This window comes from Nocardia flavorosea (assembly GCF_015477805.1).
GTDB lineage: Bacteria > Actinomycetota > Actinomycetes > Mycobacteriales > Mycobacteriaceae > Nocardia > Nocardia flavorosea_A.
The window spans coordinates 923,789-938,571 of record NZ_JADLQL010000002.1 but is presented as its reverse complement, the minus strand read 5'-3'; the positions used below and the strand labels follow the sequence as shown (position 1 = coordinate 938,571).

Annotated in this window: 14 protein-coding genes; 5 read left to right on the top strand and 9 right to left on the bottom strand. The window is 66.7% G+C overall.

Going from position 1 to position 14,783, the window contains the following annotated elements; all coding sequences use genetic code 11:
• Positions 1-87: 87 nt before the first annotated feature.
• A complete protein-coding gene (locus tag IU448_RS13280; protein ID WP_195055822.1) occupies positions 88-789 on the bottom strand; it encodes a hypothetical protein in 702 nt (233 codons plus the stop codon).
• A gap of 272 nt (positions 790-1,061) precedes the next feature.
• On the opposite strand from IU448_RS13280, the gene rfbB reads away from it, so the two are divergent.
• Complete coding sequence (gene rfbB / locus IU448_RS13275) at positions 1,062-2,072, top strand: dTDP-glucose 4,6-dehydratase (protein WP_195055821.1); 1,011 nt, start codon at positions 1,062-1,064, stop codon at positions 2,070-2,072.
• 38 nt (positions 2,073-2,110) lie between these two features.
• Here rfbB and IU448_RS13270 read toward each other — a convergent pair whose 3' ends face one another.
• On the bottom strand, positions 2,111-3,631 hold the full coding sequence (locus tag IU448_RS13270) for a DUF2142 domain-containing protein (protein ID WP_195056355.1): 1,521 nt from the start codon (positions 3,629-3,631) through the stop codon (positions 2,111-2,113).
• Complete coding sequence (locus IU448_RS13265; protein ID WP_195055820.1) at positions 3,628-4,623, bottom strand: glycosyltransferase; 996 nt, start codon at positions 4,621-4,623, stop codon at positions 3,628-3,630. Before IU448_RS13265 ends, IU448_RS13270 begins: the two co-directional genes overlap by 4 nt.
• A gap of 195 nt (positions 4,624-4,818) precedes the next feature.
• On the opposite strand from IU448_RS13265, the gene IU448_RS13260 reads away from it, so the two are divergent.
• Complete coding sequence (locus IU448_RS13260; RefSeq protein ID WP_280457416.1) at positions 4,819-5,337, top strand: GtrA family protein; 519 nt, start codon at positions 4,819-4,821, stop codon at positions 5,335-5,337.
• A 137-nt stretch (positions 5,338-5,474) separates the two neighbouring features.
• Positions 5,475-7,373 carry a glycosyltransferase gene (locus IU448_RS13255; protein WP_195055819.1) on the top strand — a complete coding sequence of 633 codons (1,899 nt, stop codon included), beginning with the start codon at positions 5,475-5,477 and terminating at the stop codon, positions 7,371-7,373.
• A gap of 269 nt (positions 7,374-7,642) precedes the next feature.
• On the opposite strand, the gene IU448_RS13250 is transcribed toward IU448_RS13255, so the two are convergent.
• Complete coding sequence (locus IU448_RS13250; protein WP_195055818.1) at positions 7,643-8,494, bottom strand: SDR family oxidoreductase; 852 nt, start codon at positions 8,492-8,494, stop codon at positions 7,643-7,645.
• Between the two features lie 429 nt (positions 8,495-8,923).
• Positions 8,924-9,265 (bottom strand): hypothetical protein, encoded by a 342-nt coding sequence (locus IU448_RS13245; protein ID WP_228812668.1) that lies wholly within the window; start codon positions 9,263-9,265, stop codon positions 8,924-8,926.
• A 60-nt stretch (positions 9,266-9,325) separates the two neighbouring features.
• Here IU448_RS13245 and IU448_RS13240 point away from each other — a divergent pair, with 60 nt between their 5' ends.
• The gene (locus tag IU448_RS13240) at positions 9,326-9,667 is read left to right on the top strand and encodes a hypothetical protein (RefSeq protein WP_195056354.1); all 342 of its coding nucleotides are present in this window, start codon (positions 9,326-9,328) and stop codon (positions 9,665-9,667) included.
• A 102-nt stretch (positions 9,668-9,769) separates the two neighbouring features.
• Here IU448_RS13240 and IU448_RS13235 read toward each other — a convergent pair whose 3' ends face one another.
• The 4 genes from IU448_RS13235 to IU448_RS13220 form a co-directional block, all read right to left on the bottom strand.
• A complete protein-coding gene (locus IU448_RS13235) occupies positions 9,770-10,645 on the bottom strand; it encodes a glycosyltransferase (RefSeq protein WP_416383006.1) in 876 nt (291 codons plus the stop codon).
• A 242-nt stretch (positions 10,646-10,887) separates the two neighbouring features.
• On the bottom strand, positions 10,888-11,769 hold the full coding sequence (locus tag IU448_RS13230) for an ABC transporter ATP-binding protein (RefSeq protein ID WP_195055817.1): 882 nt from the start codon (positions 11,767-11,769) through the stop codon (positions 10,888-10,890).
• A gap of 13 nt (positions 11,770-11,782) precedes the next feature.
• Entirely contained in the window at positions 11,783-12,637 is an 855-nt protein-coding gene (locus tag IU448_RS13225; protein ID WP_280457427.1) for an ABC transporter permease, read from the bottom strand.
• Positions 12,638-12,841: 204 nt separating this feature from the next.
• Positions 12,842-13,432 carry a bacterial proteasome activator family protein gene (locus IU448_RS13220; RefSeq protein ID WP_195055816.1) on the bottom strand — a complete coding sequence of 197 codons (591 nt, stop codon included), beginning with the start codon at positions 13,430-13,432 and terminating at the stop codon, positions 12,842-12,844.
• Positions 13,433-13,578: 146 nt separating this feature from the next.
• Between IU448_RS13220 and IU448_RS13215 the strand changes: the two genes are divergently transcribed.
• On the top strand, positions 13,579-14,781 hold the full coding sequence (locus IU448_RS13215) for a cysteine desulfurase-like protein (RefSeq protein ID WP_195055815.1): 1,203 nt from the start codon (positions 13,579-13,581) through the stop codon (positions 14,779-14,781).
• The last annotated feature ends 2 nt before the right edge of the window (positions 14,782-14,783 follow it).

The following is a 14,783-nucleotide window of genomic DNA, read 5'->3' as shown; positions in this document are numbered from 1 at the left end:
CCGGACCGCGGTACCCGGACCGGGCCATCTCGGTCGATGAACGCTGACGGCACGGCCCGGCGCGGAACTCCGTTTCCGGCGGACGACTTATTTCACCGGGAACGGCTCATTGATCGTGGTGACGTATTGGATGATCGCCCCGATCGCCACCGGTGCGGTGATCAGCAGCTGCCCGGCTACCGTGCCCAGGGCGCCGACCGCGATGACCCCGCCCAGACAACCGACCACCGCGGCCGGGACAAAGGGGCCGAAGAGGCCGACGATGGTCGCCGCGGCCACGGTCGCGCCGGCGATCCCGCCGAGTACGCAGCCGAGGCCCGCACCGCCCAGTCCGCCGACGAGGGTGCCGATGGATGCGCCGGTGGCGATGGTGTCCTTGAGCCGGGTGAAAGCCGCGACTTCCCGGTCGTACGGGGTTTTCCACGGGGCCGAGTCCTGGTGCGGCAGGGCGATCGGCCGGTACACGGCCTGCGCGGGATCCAGTTGTGGGGTGAGCGTGGCGGTCCGGCCGGAGATTTCGGCGGCGATCGGGAACTCGAAATCGTCGACCCGGAATGTCAGGGGTGCGCCCGCCAGTACGGTTCCGTCGGATGCTTCGATCTCGAGCATCCCGTCCTCGACCACCAGAGACCCGGAATCGGTGGTGACGACGGCGCGGTCGCCGACGACCTCCGCGGTGAAGCCGACCGCTGCGGGCTCGGCCACCGGCGCCGCCTGGGCTGTGCCGGTGGCGATACCGATTACGGCGGCGAGCAGCCCCGCGATCGCGGCTGTTCTTTTGACAAGCATGTGATCACCTCATGTGGGAGTGCTGGGATGGAGCGCAACGCATCGATCGGAGCCGGCCGGTGAAATAGCGGCCACAAGCGGATCCGGGTATTTACCTTAGCTTTACTTTTCTCGTCTTATCAGCACAGGGGATACGGAATACGCTCCGGCCCTTGACTTCCCGGATGCCATGGACGCGCCCGCGGGTTCGGTCGTGCAGTGACGCGATCCCCCGCATGCCGCACCGGGGGCAAGGTATCCCGGACCGAGTGGTCCGGACGTAGAGTGGGTGCGTGCGTCTTCTCGTGACCGGTGGGGCCGGGTTCATCGGAGCCAACTTCGTCCAGCAGACCGTCACCGAACGGCCGGAGGTCACGGTCGCGGTGCTCGACGCGCTCACCTACGCCGGTAACCGTTCCTCACTGGATCCGGTGGCCGACCGCATCGATTTCGTGCACGGCGATATCGCGGATCTGGACCTGGTCGACGAACTGGTCAGCGGAGTGGACGCGGTGGTCCATTTCGCCGCCGAATCGCATAACGACAATTCGCTGGCCGAGCCGTGGCCGTTCGTGCAGACCAATATCGTCGGCACCTACGCCCTGCTCCAGGCCGTGCGCCGCCACGATGTGCGCTACCACCATGTGTCCACCGACGAGGTCTACGGTGATCTCGCCGCCGACGATCCCGCGTTCACCGAACGCACCGCCTACAACCCGTCGAGTCCCTATTCGGCCACCAAGGCAGCCAGCGATATGCTGGTCCGCGCCTGGGTGCGGTCATTCGGCATTCGCGCCACCCTGTCGAACTGCTCCAACAACTACGGGCCGTATCAGCACGTCGAGAAGTTCATTCCGCGCCAGATCACCAACCTGATCGACGGCGTGCGCCCGCGGCTGTACGGCGGCGGGCATCAGATCCGCGACTGGATCCACGTCGACGATCACAATCGCGCCGTCTGGGATGTGCTGGAACGCGGCCGGATCGGGCAGACGTACCTGATCGGGGCGGACGGCGAACTCGACAACCGCACCGTCGTGGAACTGCTGCTGGCCGAGTTCGGCCGCGCCCCCGACGATTTCGATTACGTCACCGACCGCGCCGGCCACGATCAACGCTATGCCATCGATGCGAGCACGCTCCGCGACGAACTCGGCTGGCGCCCCCACTATGCGGACTTCCGAACCGGCTTGGCTGCCACCGTCGCCTGGTACCGGGACAACGAATCCTGGTGGCGCCCGGTCAAAGCGGCTACCGAACGCGCCTACGCCGAAGCCGGCGAACAAACCATCGCGTCCCCCTGAGTCGTAGGGTGTCTGGAGGCTGTGCACAACACACCCGACTACGCCCAGACGTAGATATGGTATTTCGCAACCGTGGCAATCAACGCGATCGTCGCCGCCACAACAATCGTCACCTCGGCACCGCGCCCGGGTTCACGATCCCCGGGACCCCGCAGTCGCAGCGGCATCCACCGCAGCAGCACCGCCAGTGTCACGATGGCCAACGGAATGAAGTACCGCCCCTGGACCCCGTCGATGATGTAATAGCCGACCGGCGTGAACGACATGTACAGCGTTACGTAGATCATCGCGACGCTGGCGGCCATGGTCAGTGCGACCACCAGGGTCCGCCGGAAATCCGGGCTCGCGAAGCGTTCGGCGGTCCCGACGCTCACGGCCAGTGCCAGCAGGCAGGCCACGATCGCGGTGGCGGGGACGTTCACGTACGCGAAACCGAGTTCGCCGAAGAATTCGGTGAACCATTCGTGGTCGCGGCGCAGAATGCTTTCCCAGAAGGTCCGCAGGAAACCGAACGGGTCGGTCAGGATGCCGATCAGCTGTTCGCCGGTATCGACCGTGTACCACTGGTGTTGTGGGCGCATCAGGCTGGTGCCCTCGCCGGTCGGCGCCGCGATCTTCATCCATACCGCGAAACCGATGGCGCCCACGGCGGCGCAGACCCAGGTGATCCAGCGGCGCCACCCGGTCAAGCCCATCCGTTCGGCCGGGATCAGCACCACCAGCATGGCCAGCAGGATGTAGGTCGGTTTGCACAGCGGCAGCAGGACGGCGCAGGCCATCACCGCGACCGTTTCGGTGCGACCCAGCCGATCGCCGAGGAACAGTCCCTTGACCAGCAGCGCGGAGACCAGCAGGGCGAGCGCGTTGGTGAGGGTGTCGGCGGTGACGGTGCCGGCCTGGAACACCGCGATCGGCAGTACGGCGACGGTGAATGCCAGCCATTGGACGCGGTGTGCGCGCAGCGCCCACAGCGCGAAACCGACCACCAGTAGGTAGGAGGCCAATCCGGCGAGCCGGGTGAGGCGTACCAGGGTGCCCGTATCGGCGCCGACCAGATCGGCGGCCCAGATGCCGATCGCGTTCGGGATATAGGGCACCGCCGAATACGCCGCTGTGTTGGTGAACCACACCGTTTTCCGCTCGTCGGTGACCGGTGCGTCGCTGAGCCGCTGGTAGGTATCGGGTTCGGCGACCATGGGAAATGGTTCGCCCGGGTTGTGGGTGTAATCGTCGAGGGCGAATCCCATGAGCGCTTCCACCGAGGCCGGTACTTCACCGCCGTACGCGACACCACGGTCGTCCTCGATCTCGGTGGGGCCCAGTCCGCCTTGCGATACCTGGTAGGCGCGGCCGAACTGGGTGAGTTCGTCGTGGCCCCAGAACGGCGGGCTCATCACGGCGAACACCAGGCCGAAGATCCCGGCGAGCAGGAGGAAGGCGACGGTCGCCGGGCCGGCGCGGTGGACCAGGGCACGGCCGGCGCGAACCGGTCCGGACCGGGCTTTACTGCCCGCAACCCGCTCGGTTCCGGCGGGGCGGGTCTCGGTATCGGCGCTCAACGGATATCCCCGGCCACGGGGTCCGGCTGGGGTTCGCCGGTGGGTGCGGCCGATCGCGGCGCGGTCGGTGCCTCGTAGCGCAGGTAGATCAGCCGGGCGGCTTCGTGCCGGGAGCGGCGGATGCCGTCCAGGATCAGGCCCGCTGTCCAGGCGAGGAAGCCCACCAGCAGCAGTGTGCACGCGAGGAAAAGGGTGGGGAAGCGCGGCACGGTATGCGATTCGTAGTATTCCGCGATGATCGGGATGGTCAGTACCACCGAGACGAACCAGCTCAGCGTGCCGAACAGGCCGTAGAACGCGACCGGCCGTTCGTGCCGGGCCAACCCGAAGATGAGGGCCAGGATTTTGAATCCGTCGTGGTAGGTGCGCAATTTGCTCTCACTACCCGCGGGGCGATCCCGGAAGCCGACCGGGACCGCGGTCTGCGGGACGCGCAAATGCAGCGAGTGCACGGTGAGTTCGGTTTCGATCTCGAATTCCCGGGAGACGGCGGGAAAACTTTTGACGAAGCGCCGGGAGAACACCCGGAACCCGCTCAGCATATCTTCGACGTTCTCGCCGAAAACCTTGCCGACCACGCCGTTGAGCACCTTGTTGCCGGTTTCGTGGCCGGCCCGGTAGGCCGATCCGCCCACGTCTTGCTTCCGGACACCGAGTACGTGATCGAAGGGGCCCGACAGCAGGGTTTCGATCATTTCCGGGGCCGCCGACGCCTCGTAGGTGTCGTCGCCGTCGATCATGAGGTACACATCGGCCTCGATATCGGCGAAGGCGCGGCGTACGACATTGCCCTTGCCCTTGGCCAGTTCTCTGCGCACGATGGCGCCGGCGGCCGCTGCCTTCTCGACCGTGGCATCGGTGCTGAGGTTGTCGTACACGTATACGACGATCCCCGGAACAGCCGCCTTCAGGTCGGTGACGACTTTGGCGACCGACGCTTCTTCGTTGTGGCAAGGAACCACGGCGGCAACGCGCAGAACGGTGGACTCCACCTGGTCAAATCCTCGAAATCGATGGATATGGGAACACCGGGAGAGTACCGGGCTGTATCGGCCGGGCAGAAGTGAGGGCCCTGCGTGGTTGCGTCGGCTGCCGCCTCCGCGCCCGACTCGCTTCTGCCGTGTACCGACCGGCGGCTCAGGTCGCTGCGGTACCGTCGGCGCGTGTCATCTGGTGAGTCGTCGGCCGTGGTCGACACCGGCGCGCCGGTCCCGCGTTCGTTCGCCGCGCGCGTGCGCGCCGGGTTGCGTCAGAGTGCGGCGTTCCTGGTGGTCGGGGTGATCGGGTTCCTGGTCGATGCCGGCACCTATAACCTGCTGGTGTTCAACTTCGGCGCCTGGGGTGGCGAGGGGGTGATGTTCCACGTCCCGCTGCCCGCGAAGATCATCGCGATCGGGGTGGCGACCGTGGTCACCTACTTCGGCAACAAATGGTGGACGTTCTCGCACAAGCAATCCGGCAGCCCGGCCCGCGAATATGTGATGTACGCGCTGATCAATGTGATCGCCATCGGGCTGCAGCTGGGTTGCCTGGGTTTCTCCCGCTATGTGCTGGATCTGTCCACGCCGCTGGCCGACAATATTTCTGGAACACTGATAGGTCAGATCGTCGCGGTGGTGTTCCGGTATTGGGCTTATGACAAGTTCGTGTTTACCGGCGAAGGCGAAAGGGCAACGACCGAACGGGCGCCCGGCGTGGCTGATTGATATTGTCGGGCCCGCCGCGAACCGTATTCCGGGACATATCGGTCCAGCATGAATGAGTCGGGCCCGGAGGCGGTGGCAGGAGTGTAACCACGCAGGGCCCTCGCTCATGCGCGATATACGAGGATTTCGAGGACTTCATGGACCAGTCGGCTATGCAGGCCGTTAGCGAGACGAACGAACACTCGGCGGTCGCGCCGGAGTCGCTGCGCACCGAACACCACCAGGCGCCCGACCGGCTGGTGCTGGCCCGGGGCATCTTCACCGGACCGTCGCCGAAGATCAACGACGAGCTGTACGCAGTGGTCAAAGGCCGCGCCACCCGCGATCGGCTGAGCCTGCACCTGGAGAAGGGCGCCACCGCACACACCAACACCTACTTCGGCCGTTTCGCCGCCAGCTACTGGCAGCGCTGGACCGTGGTGACCGAAGTACAGGCGACCATGACCCTGCACGTCGGCAAACAGGCCCGAGTGCGGATCGTCGCCTCCGATATCGCCGGCCACCGCCGCATCGTCGGCAGCGCCGAGGTCAACGCCAGCGGCCCGGTGACCCTGACCGCACCGCTGGACCAATTCGTCGACGGCGGTGCGCTCTGGCTCGAATTCGACGCCGTAGGGGCCGAACTGGCCGTCTCGGACCTCACATGGACCGCCCCCGCGCCCGACAGCGTCCGCCCGGTGGCCATCGCCATCTGCACCTTCAACCGTGCCCAGGACTGCGCCGAAACCGTGGCGGCACTGGCCTCCGACCCGACCGTGCTCGGCACCCTCGACGCGGTCTACGTGGTGGACCAGGGCACCGATCTGGTGGAGAACCAGCCGCGATACCAGGAAACACGCCCCGCGCTCGGCGAAAAACTGCGCTATATCCGCCAACCCAACCTGGGCGGCGCCGGCGGTTTCACCCGAGGGCTGTACGAGGTGTCGGCGGCCAACGAACACGCCGACGTCATCCTCATGGACGACGATATCCTCTGCGAACCCGAAACCGTCCTGCGGTTGCGGGCATTCGCCAACCTCACCGTCGAACCGACCCTCGTCGGCGCGCAGATGCTCTTCCTGCTCAACCCCGACTACCTGAACGTCGGCGCCGAGGATGTGCACCTGAACAAGCTGATGCACGGCCAGAAGGTGCCCAAGGCGCTGCGCAACACCAGCATGCTCAAGAAGAACCAGGAACGCCGCGTCGACGCCGGCTACAACGCCTGGTGGACCTGCCTCATCCCGGCCGAGGTGGTGCAGAAGATCGGGCTGCCGCTGCCGATCTTCTTCCAGTGGGACGATGTGGAGTACGGGGTCCGCGCGCGTGCGAACGGATTCGTCACGGTCACGCTGCCGAACGCGGCGGTCTGGCACGCGGACTTCTACTGGAAGGATTTCGACGACTGGGCTCGCTACTTCAGCACCCGCAATTCGCTGATCGTCAGCGCCATGCACACCGATCTCGACCCCGGCACGGTCTCCCGGCAGTTGCTCCGCAATATCGCTGAATATCTGGTCGGGATGCAGTACGGTCTCGCGCACACCACGCTGCAGGGTATCGAGGACTTCCTGGAAGGCCCGAGTATCCTGCGCGACGGCGGCACCGAGGTCCTGCGCCGGGCCCGTACCAGCCGCGCCGACTACTCGGAAACCGTGAAACACCCGGCCGCCACTGCACCGGTGAAATCCGCCGATATCCGGGTGCGCCGGGCCGGCGGCGAACCGAGCCGGTTGCTGGCGGTGCTGATCAAGCGGGCTATCCAGCAGTGGACCGGCCGGGTGCAGTACGGGCTGGTCGGGGTGACCCGCGAGGACGCGCACTGGTGGCATGTCTCGCTGTTCGACCATGTGGTCGTCACCGATGCCTCGCAATCCGGGGTGCGCGTGCGCAAGCGTGACAAGGCGCGGGCCCGTGCCCTGCTGCTGCGCACACTGCGGGTCCTGCGCCGGTTGCGCAAGGAACTGCCGACACTGCAGGAGCGCTACCGCAGCGCCCACGCCGAACTGACCAGCCGCGAGAACTGGGAACGGCTGTACGGGATCAACGGCAAATGAGCCGGTTACGGGTGGTGCCGATCCACCCGTAACAGTCCGCTCTTTCCGGGCCCCGCCGCAGCGATCCGTGACGGGCAGTTGTCCGCCGCCGCTGCCGGGGTCACTCCTCGCGATCCGCGGTCACCACTGGCGACCGGCGCACCGAACCCCGCGGCGCACCGCACCCGGCGCGATGTGGCGGGGGTGACCGCCGTCGGCCGGGTTCGGGTACGGGGTTGTGGCCGTCCGCGGGTACCGGTGCCAGTGGGCGATTCGGTGCCGCCGGGCGATCAGAGGAAGAGGTCGGTGGTGAGCGGGCCGTCGCCGGGGGTTACCCGGTACCTATCGAGGTCGGTGATGCCGTGGGCGGCCAGGACGTCGTCGTCGATGAAGAAATTGCCGGTGGTTTCGGCGGCGGGTGCGGTGAGCACCAGGTAGGCGGCATCGGCGTAGATATCCGGGGTGCGCGAGGTGCTCACCATCTCCTCACCGCCGAGCAGGTTGCGCACCGCGGCGGTGGCGATTGTGGTGCGCGGCCAGAGCGAATTCACGCCGATGCCGTCGGATTTCAGTTCCTCGGCCAAACCCAGCGTCGTCAGCGACATGCCGTACTTGGCGATCGTGTAACCCAGGGAAGACCCCGCCCATTTCGGGTCCAGGTTCAGCGGCGGTGAAAGGGTCAGAATATGCGGATTACGCCCGGCCGCGGCGGATTCGCGCAGATACGGGATGCACAGTTTGGACAGCAGGAAACTGCCGCGGCAGTTGATGTCCTGCATCAGGTCGTACTTCTTCATCGCCAGCGCATCGGTGGGGGACAGGTCGATGGCGGAGGCGTTGTTCACCACCATATCGATTCCGCCGAAACGTTCGGTGGTCTGCCGGACGGCTTCGGCCACCGAATCGTCGAGCCGGATATCGCCCACGAACGGCAGCACCGTTCCGCCCACGGCTTCGATCTCGGCTGCCGCGGTGTGGATGGTGCCGGGTAGTTTGGGATGCGGCTGATCGGTTTTGGCGATCAGGGTGATATTCGCGCCGTCGGCGCCGGCCCGCTTGGCGATCTCCAGGCCGATCCCCCGGCTGCCACCGGACATGATCATCGTCCGCCCGCTCAGCGGTTTGCCTCCGGTTGCCGTCATAGCCTGCCCCTTCAGTCGTTGCGGCCGCCGCCACGTTCTACCCGACGCGCTCGGCGCATGCGGGTTCGAGCGTAGGCCCACCGGCCCTGCGTTGCCCAGGGGACGCGCGATCAGCGCAGGTAGACAGGGGTTGCCTTCGCTGCATGACCGTGTCCCCGCGGCAATGGCAGTTACCGTCGACGCGCTCGGTTCGCGCGGATGGCGACAGGTCTCGGCGATCCGGGTTCGGCGCGATCGTCGCGACCGCGCTCCGAGTGGGAGCACGGCTACATCTGCTTCCCACTCTGCTCTGCGGTGTTCGGGGACAATCGGGCACCGGCGGTTCCGCGGCGTCCGTCACCGGTATTCGTGATTGCTCGACCGCGTGGGCGCTCGGGTGTGCGGACGCTCGGCGGACCGGTAGCGATCCGCCGAGCGGTACGAGTCAACTCACATGGCGGCGATCATCAGCAGGTTCATCAGGATGATCAGCGCCGCAATCCCCCACGACACGTAGAGAAACACCATGCCGGGTGTTTTCTGCGGTACCGGCCCGATCGCGCCGTTCATGAAGATGATCGCGGGCGCCCGGTAGTAGTAACGAACCGCCTGCCCGGGTTGAACAGAAACGGGGGCATCCGCCGGGCCCATATCGAACAACCACGGTGTAACCACGCGTACGTGATAGTTACCCGCGCCGACCGGGATATGGTTCGCTCCCCAGCGCGTATTCGGCACTTGCTGCCCGTTCACGAAAATTTTCGGTTTGGTGATGGCGAGCAGGAATTCCATGGGTGTGTAGGAACAGTCCACCGTGATACCGGGCGGATCGTTCGGCGCCGGCTGCCCCGGTTGCTGACCGTACGGCGCGGGGTGCCCGCCCGGCCCGAACTGTGCCGGCGGTTGTCCGGCCGGCTGCGGATACGGCCCGCTCTGGAATTGTGGCTGCCCCACCGGCTGGGGTTGCGGGCTGCTCGGGTACTGCGGCTGTCCCGGGGGCGGCCCGAATCCCTGCGGCGGCACACCCCACTGCTGCTGCCCCTGTGGTCCCCCTGGTTGCTGCGGCTGCCCACCCGGATGCGGTGCCGGCGGCGCGAACTGTGGTTGCGACGCCGGGAACTGGCCGGGTGCGGGCATGCCTTGTGGCGGCTGACCGCCGGGGTAACTCATCGATCTCCTCCCGAATCATGCTGATTGCCAGCCGAAGGTACCTGCTGGGGAGGAAACTCTCGCATCCGCCGTCAACCCCTGTTACGCCGTGGCTGACCGATTCGAGTCGTCCGGGCGGTTCCGCGATCAATCCGGTTTCTGGAACTGCTCGTTGCGGCCGAGGCTGCGCAGATGGAACCACTCGCGCAACCCGGCCGGATCGCGGCGGGTCACCAGGAAGAACCAGGAGAAACGAATCCATTCCTGCGGCAGCAGCTTTCGCATACCCGGTTGCGACATGAGATAGCCGCGGTTGCGATAGGTGAAATAGCGTTTCACCGGGTCGTCCGGGTACTGGGTATGCATCCGCCCGCCGAGAATCGGCTTGAACTCGGCCGCCCCGTTCGGGTGCAGGTAGGCCGTTTGCAGACAGGTGCCGAAGGGTAACCCGGAACGCACCAGCCGCCGGTGGACCTCCACTTCGTCACCGCGTACGAACAACCGCAGATCCGGTACGCCGATCACGTCGACGGCCTGCGCCGAGATCAGGGCGCCGTTGAACAGGGATGCGATACCCGGCAGGAAATCGTCGTCGCCGAGTTCGGAACGCCGCCGCCGCCACACCAGGCCACGGCGCAGCGGGAAGGCCAGCCGATCCGGTTCGTCGATATCGCAGACCACCGGCGAAACCTCCACGAGTTCGTGGCGGCGGGCGCAATCGAACAACGTGGCAAGCACTTCCGGGCCGTCGGGCCGGCCGTCGTCGTCGGCCAGCCACACCCAGTCCGCGCCCAGGCTCAGCGCGTGCAGCATGCCCAGCGCGAAACCACCGGCACCGCCGAGATTGTGCGCCGAACCGAGATAGGTGGTCGGCACCGGCTGGTCGGCGACCAGTTCGGCCACCTCGCCCTCGTTCCCGTTGTCGACCACGATCAGGTGATCGACCGGACGCGACTGGGTCGCCACGGCTTTCAGTGATTCGGCGAGCAGGTCACGCCGCTTATGCGTCACCACCACGGCCACGACGGTGGCATTCGCGCTGTAGTCGACTTCCGGAAGTGCCGCCGCTGCCGGGTCGGCCGGCACGCCGGCGGCCGATACTCCCCGGGCAACCGTGGTCGATCCATCGGCGGCGAGAGACGACTCTGCGTCGTCGTGCTGCGTTACCGCCGCCGAGGCGGCCGATTCGATCGGGCTCGGGCCATCGGACGTGAGCGAGGGCTCCGCGTCGTCACGCTTCGCCGCCCCCTCCGGGCTCGACTCGCTCATACCTGATTGTTCTCCAGTTCTCGTTCGCCGTCGGCCGGCTGTGGTTCGGGCTCGCCGGTCCCGGCTGCGGAAACAGCGGCCTTCTCCGCCTCCAGTTCCCGCAGCACCGTCGCCACATGGTTACCCGCCTCGGGCCCCTCGTAGGCGCGGACCACCTCTTCGATTCCGCCCTGCAACCGGATATGGCCGTGATCGATCCACATCGCGGTATCGCAGAGCTGGGCGAGGAATTCGTTGGAGTGGCTGGCGAAAACCAGGATGCCCGAGCGGGCCACCAGTTCCTGCAGCCGGACCCGGGCCTTCTTCATGAACTCCGCGTCGACCGCGCCGATCCCCTCGTCCAGCAGCAGGATCTCGGGGTCGATGGAGGTCACCACACCCATCGCCAGCCGGACCCGCATACCGGTCGAATAGGTACGCAGCGGCATGGACAGGTATTCGCCGAGTTCGGTGAAATCGGCGATCTCGTCGATTTTGGCCATCATCTGCTTACGCGTCTGCCCGAGGAACAGGCCGCGGATGATGATGTTCTCGTACCCCGAGATCTCCGGGTCCATCCCGACGCCCAGATCGAACACCGGCGCCACCCGCCCGCGGATGCGCGCGCTGCCGCGCGAAGGTTCGTAGATACCGGACAGCAGTCGCAGCAGGGTGGATTTACCGGCGCCGTTGTGGCCGACCAGGCCCACCCGGTCGCCTTCCTGCAACGACAGGGTGATGTCGCGCAGCGCCTCCACGACCACCACATCGGATTGGTTGCGGCCGATCGAACCGCCCGCCTTACCCAGGAACGCTTTCTTCAGCGACCGCGATTTCGCGTCGAAGATCGGGAACTCCACCCACGCGTCGCGGGTTTCGATACTCACCTGATCGGTCATGACCGGCTGACTCCTAAACCCAGTAGGGCACGCGCGAACGGTACTTCTTCAGGGCGACCGCGGCGGCGATCCAGCCCACCACGGTGATCGCGCCGACGATCGCCCAGTGGTAGAGCTTCTGGTCGTCACCGAGCAGCGGCGCGCGCACGATCTCCAGGTAGTGGTAGGTGGGAACCACTTCGGCCACCCGGGCCCGTTCGGCGACCTCGCCGCCCTGGTCCTCGAGGCTCTTGGTGCTCCACATCACGGGGGTCAGCACGAAGAGCATCAGCGTCATACTGCCGAGGATGGGCGCGATATCGCGGTAGCGCGTACTGAAAATACCGAACAGCACCGAAACCCACATGGCGTTCATGAACAGCAACGCCAGTGCCGGTAGCGCGGTTATCGCCGTCCAGTGCAGATCGCGCCAGACCCCGAACAGCGCCAGGACCACGACATAGATCAGCAGGTTGTGGGCGAAGAACAGCATCTGCCGCCACACCAGCCGGAACACGTGCACGCTCAGCGCCGAGGGCAACTGTTTGATCAGGCCCTCGTTGGCGATGAACACATCCGCGCCCTCGAGGATCGAAGCGTTGATGACGTTCCACACGATCAGGCCCACCGCGACGTAGGGCAGGTATTCCTGCAGCGGCTGGCCGAGCAGGGCCGCGTACAGGATGCCGATGGCGGTGGCCTGCACGGCGGTCGCGATGGTGATCCAGAACGGCCCGATCACCGAACGCCGGTAGCGCTGTTTGATGTCCTGCCAGCCGAGCGATAGCCATAGTTCGCGCTGCCCGAAGCCGTCGCGGATATCGCGCCAGGCGCGTGCCCAGGACTGCGAATCGGCCTCGATCGGCGCCGGGGTCCTCACCTGGGCGATATCGGTATCGGCTACCGGGGTCTGCTCGGAACTCACGGGCTTCTCATCTGCGGCGGGAGTGTGGTCGGCGCGCACCGAGCTCTCGTCGGTGCTCGCCGGATCTTCAGGGGTTACCAGGTCGGGGCGAGCGGAAGCTGCAGGCACGGTGCACGACACTACCCCGGCAACACGACTCGGTAACGCCTGGCATATACACCACCGGGTTCAGAGGTATTGCCCGGTGCCCCCGATGGAGTGCCCCTGCTGGCCGCCACGGCCCTCACCGGCGTGGATACCGGGCGGCAGGGCGCCCTGGCGCATCTGCTCGAGCTGTGCCCGCGCGGCCATCTGCTGGGCGAACAGCGCCGTCTGGATTCCGTGGAACAAACCCTCGAGCCAGCCCACGAGCTGTGCCTGCGCGATCCGCAGTTCCGCGTCCGAGGGGACGGCGTCTTCGCTGAACGGCAGCGCCAGTCGTTCCAGCTCCTCACGCAGCTCCGGCGCCAGGCCCTGCTCCAGTTCGCGGATCGAGGATTTGTGGATTTCGGCCAGGCGGGTGCGGCTGGCGTCGTCGAGCGGGGCCGCCCGCACCTCCTCCAGCAGCTGTTTGATCATGGTGCCGATCCGCATCACCTTGGCCGGCTGCTCGACCATATCGGCGAGCGTTTCGGTGCGGTCGCCCTCGGTTTCGTCGTCCGGGGAGTTCTCTGTGCCGGAATACGACGCGTTCGACGCGGCGCCCGGCGGCAACACCAGCGGGCGGCCTTCGGGGCCGATCACGACAACGGGATCCGAGGCATCATCCGAATGCGTCATGCTCCCCATCATGTCGTGTTCGCGGCGAACACGCTAAAGCCGGTGGTGGTAGCGCGGGTCGGCCCGGCTGTGCCGCCCGCGGCGGCTCCCCGCACTGGGCCGGACCAGGGTTACCGAGCTGAGCGCGCTGCCTTAAAGTGGCCTGCATGACTTACGACGTCGCGCGGGTCCGGGGACTGATCCCCGCCCTGGCCGACGGCTGGATCAACTTGGCTCCGCAGGCGGGCATGCTTGTTCCGGATTCTGTCTCGCGCGCGGTGTCGATCGGGTTCCGCTCGTCGTCTTTCACCCATATCGGCCGGCACGGCACCGCCAAGCGCAGCGCGGACATCCTGCACGAGGCCCGGGTGGCCGTCGCGGATCTCGTCGGCGCCGACCCGAGCGGGGTCGTGCTGGGGCCCGACCGCGCGGTGCTGCTGTCCTGGCTGGCAGAATCGCTGAGTTCCCGGCTGGGCCTCGGTACCGGCATCGTGCTGTCCCGCCTCGACGACGAGGCGAACGTCGCGCCGTGGCTGCGGATCGCCAACCGGTACGGCGCGCATGTGCGCTGGGCCGAGGTGGAGATCGAAACCTGTGAGATGCCGGCCTGGCAGTTCGAGGAGCTCATCGGTCCCACCGCGCGGCTGGTCGCGTTGACGGCGGCGTCCCCGATCGTGGGGTCTGCGCCGTCGGTGCGGGTCGCCGCGGAACGGGTCCACGAGGTCGGCGGGCTGCTGGTCGCCGATGCGGTCGGCGCGGCGCCGTACGCGCTGATCGGTATCGAGGACTTGAACGCCGATGTGGTCGCGTTGAGCGGCCCGAGCTGGGGCGGGCCGCAGGTGGGCGCACTGGTTTTCCGGGACCCGGCGTTCCTGGACCGGATCCCGTCCATGGCGTTGAACCCGTACGCGAAAGGGCCCGAACGGCTGGAGGTGGGCGGGCACCAGTACGCGTTACTGGCCGGGCTCACCACCTCGATCGACTATCTCGCCGGTCTCGACGAACGCGCCGAGGGCACCCGGCGGGAACGGCTCGAAATATCGGTGACCTCGCTGCAGGACTATCACGACCAGCTGTTCGAGCATCTGATGAGCACGCTCGACAAGATCAGCGGTCTCACCGTGATCGGCCGGGCGTCCACCCGGATCCCGACGGTCAGCTTCACCATCGACGGTATGCAGGCGGAGAAGATCGCGGCCGAACTGGCCGATAAACGGATCACCGTGCTCGCCGGTTCGCACGGCGGCAGCCGCCTGCTGGACGCGCTGGGCGTCAACGACGAAGGTGGTGCGGTGACGATCGGTCTCGCGCCGTACACCACCCGGCGCGAGATCGATCTGTTCGGCCGGGCGCTCGCGTCCCTCGGCTGAGG

Coding starts and splice junctions, on each gene's coding strand:
- IU448_RS13220 (WP_195055816.1), bottom strand. CDS start 13,432: ATGACGCATTCGGATGATGCCTCGGATCCCGTTGTCGTGATCGGCCCC.
- IU448_RS13245 (WP_228812668.1), bottom strand. CDS start 9,265: ATGGAATTCCTGCTCGCCATCACCAAACCGAAAATTTTCGTGAACGGG.
- IU448_RS13230 (WP_195055817.1), bottom strand. CDS start 11,769: ATGACCGATCAGGTGAGTATCGAAACCCGCGACGCGTGGGTGGAGTTC.
- IU448_RS13255 (WP_195055819.1), top strand. CDS start 5,475: ATGGACCAGTCGGCTATGCAGGCCGTTAGCGAGACGAACGAACACTCG.
- IU448_RS13280 (WP_195055822.1), bottom strand. CDS start 789: ATGCTTGTCAAAAGAACAGCCGCGATCGCGGGGCTGCTCGCCGCCGTA.
- IU448_RS13250 (WP_195055818.1), bottom strand. CDS start 8,494: ATGACGGCAACCGGAGGCAAACCGCTGAGCGGGCGGACGATGATCATG.
- IU448_RS13215 (WP_195055815.1), top strand. CDS start 13,579: ATGACTTACGACGTCGCGCGGGTCCGGGGACTGATCCCCGCCCTGGCC.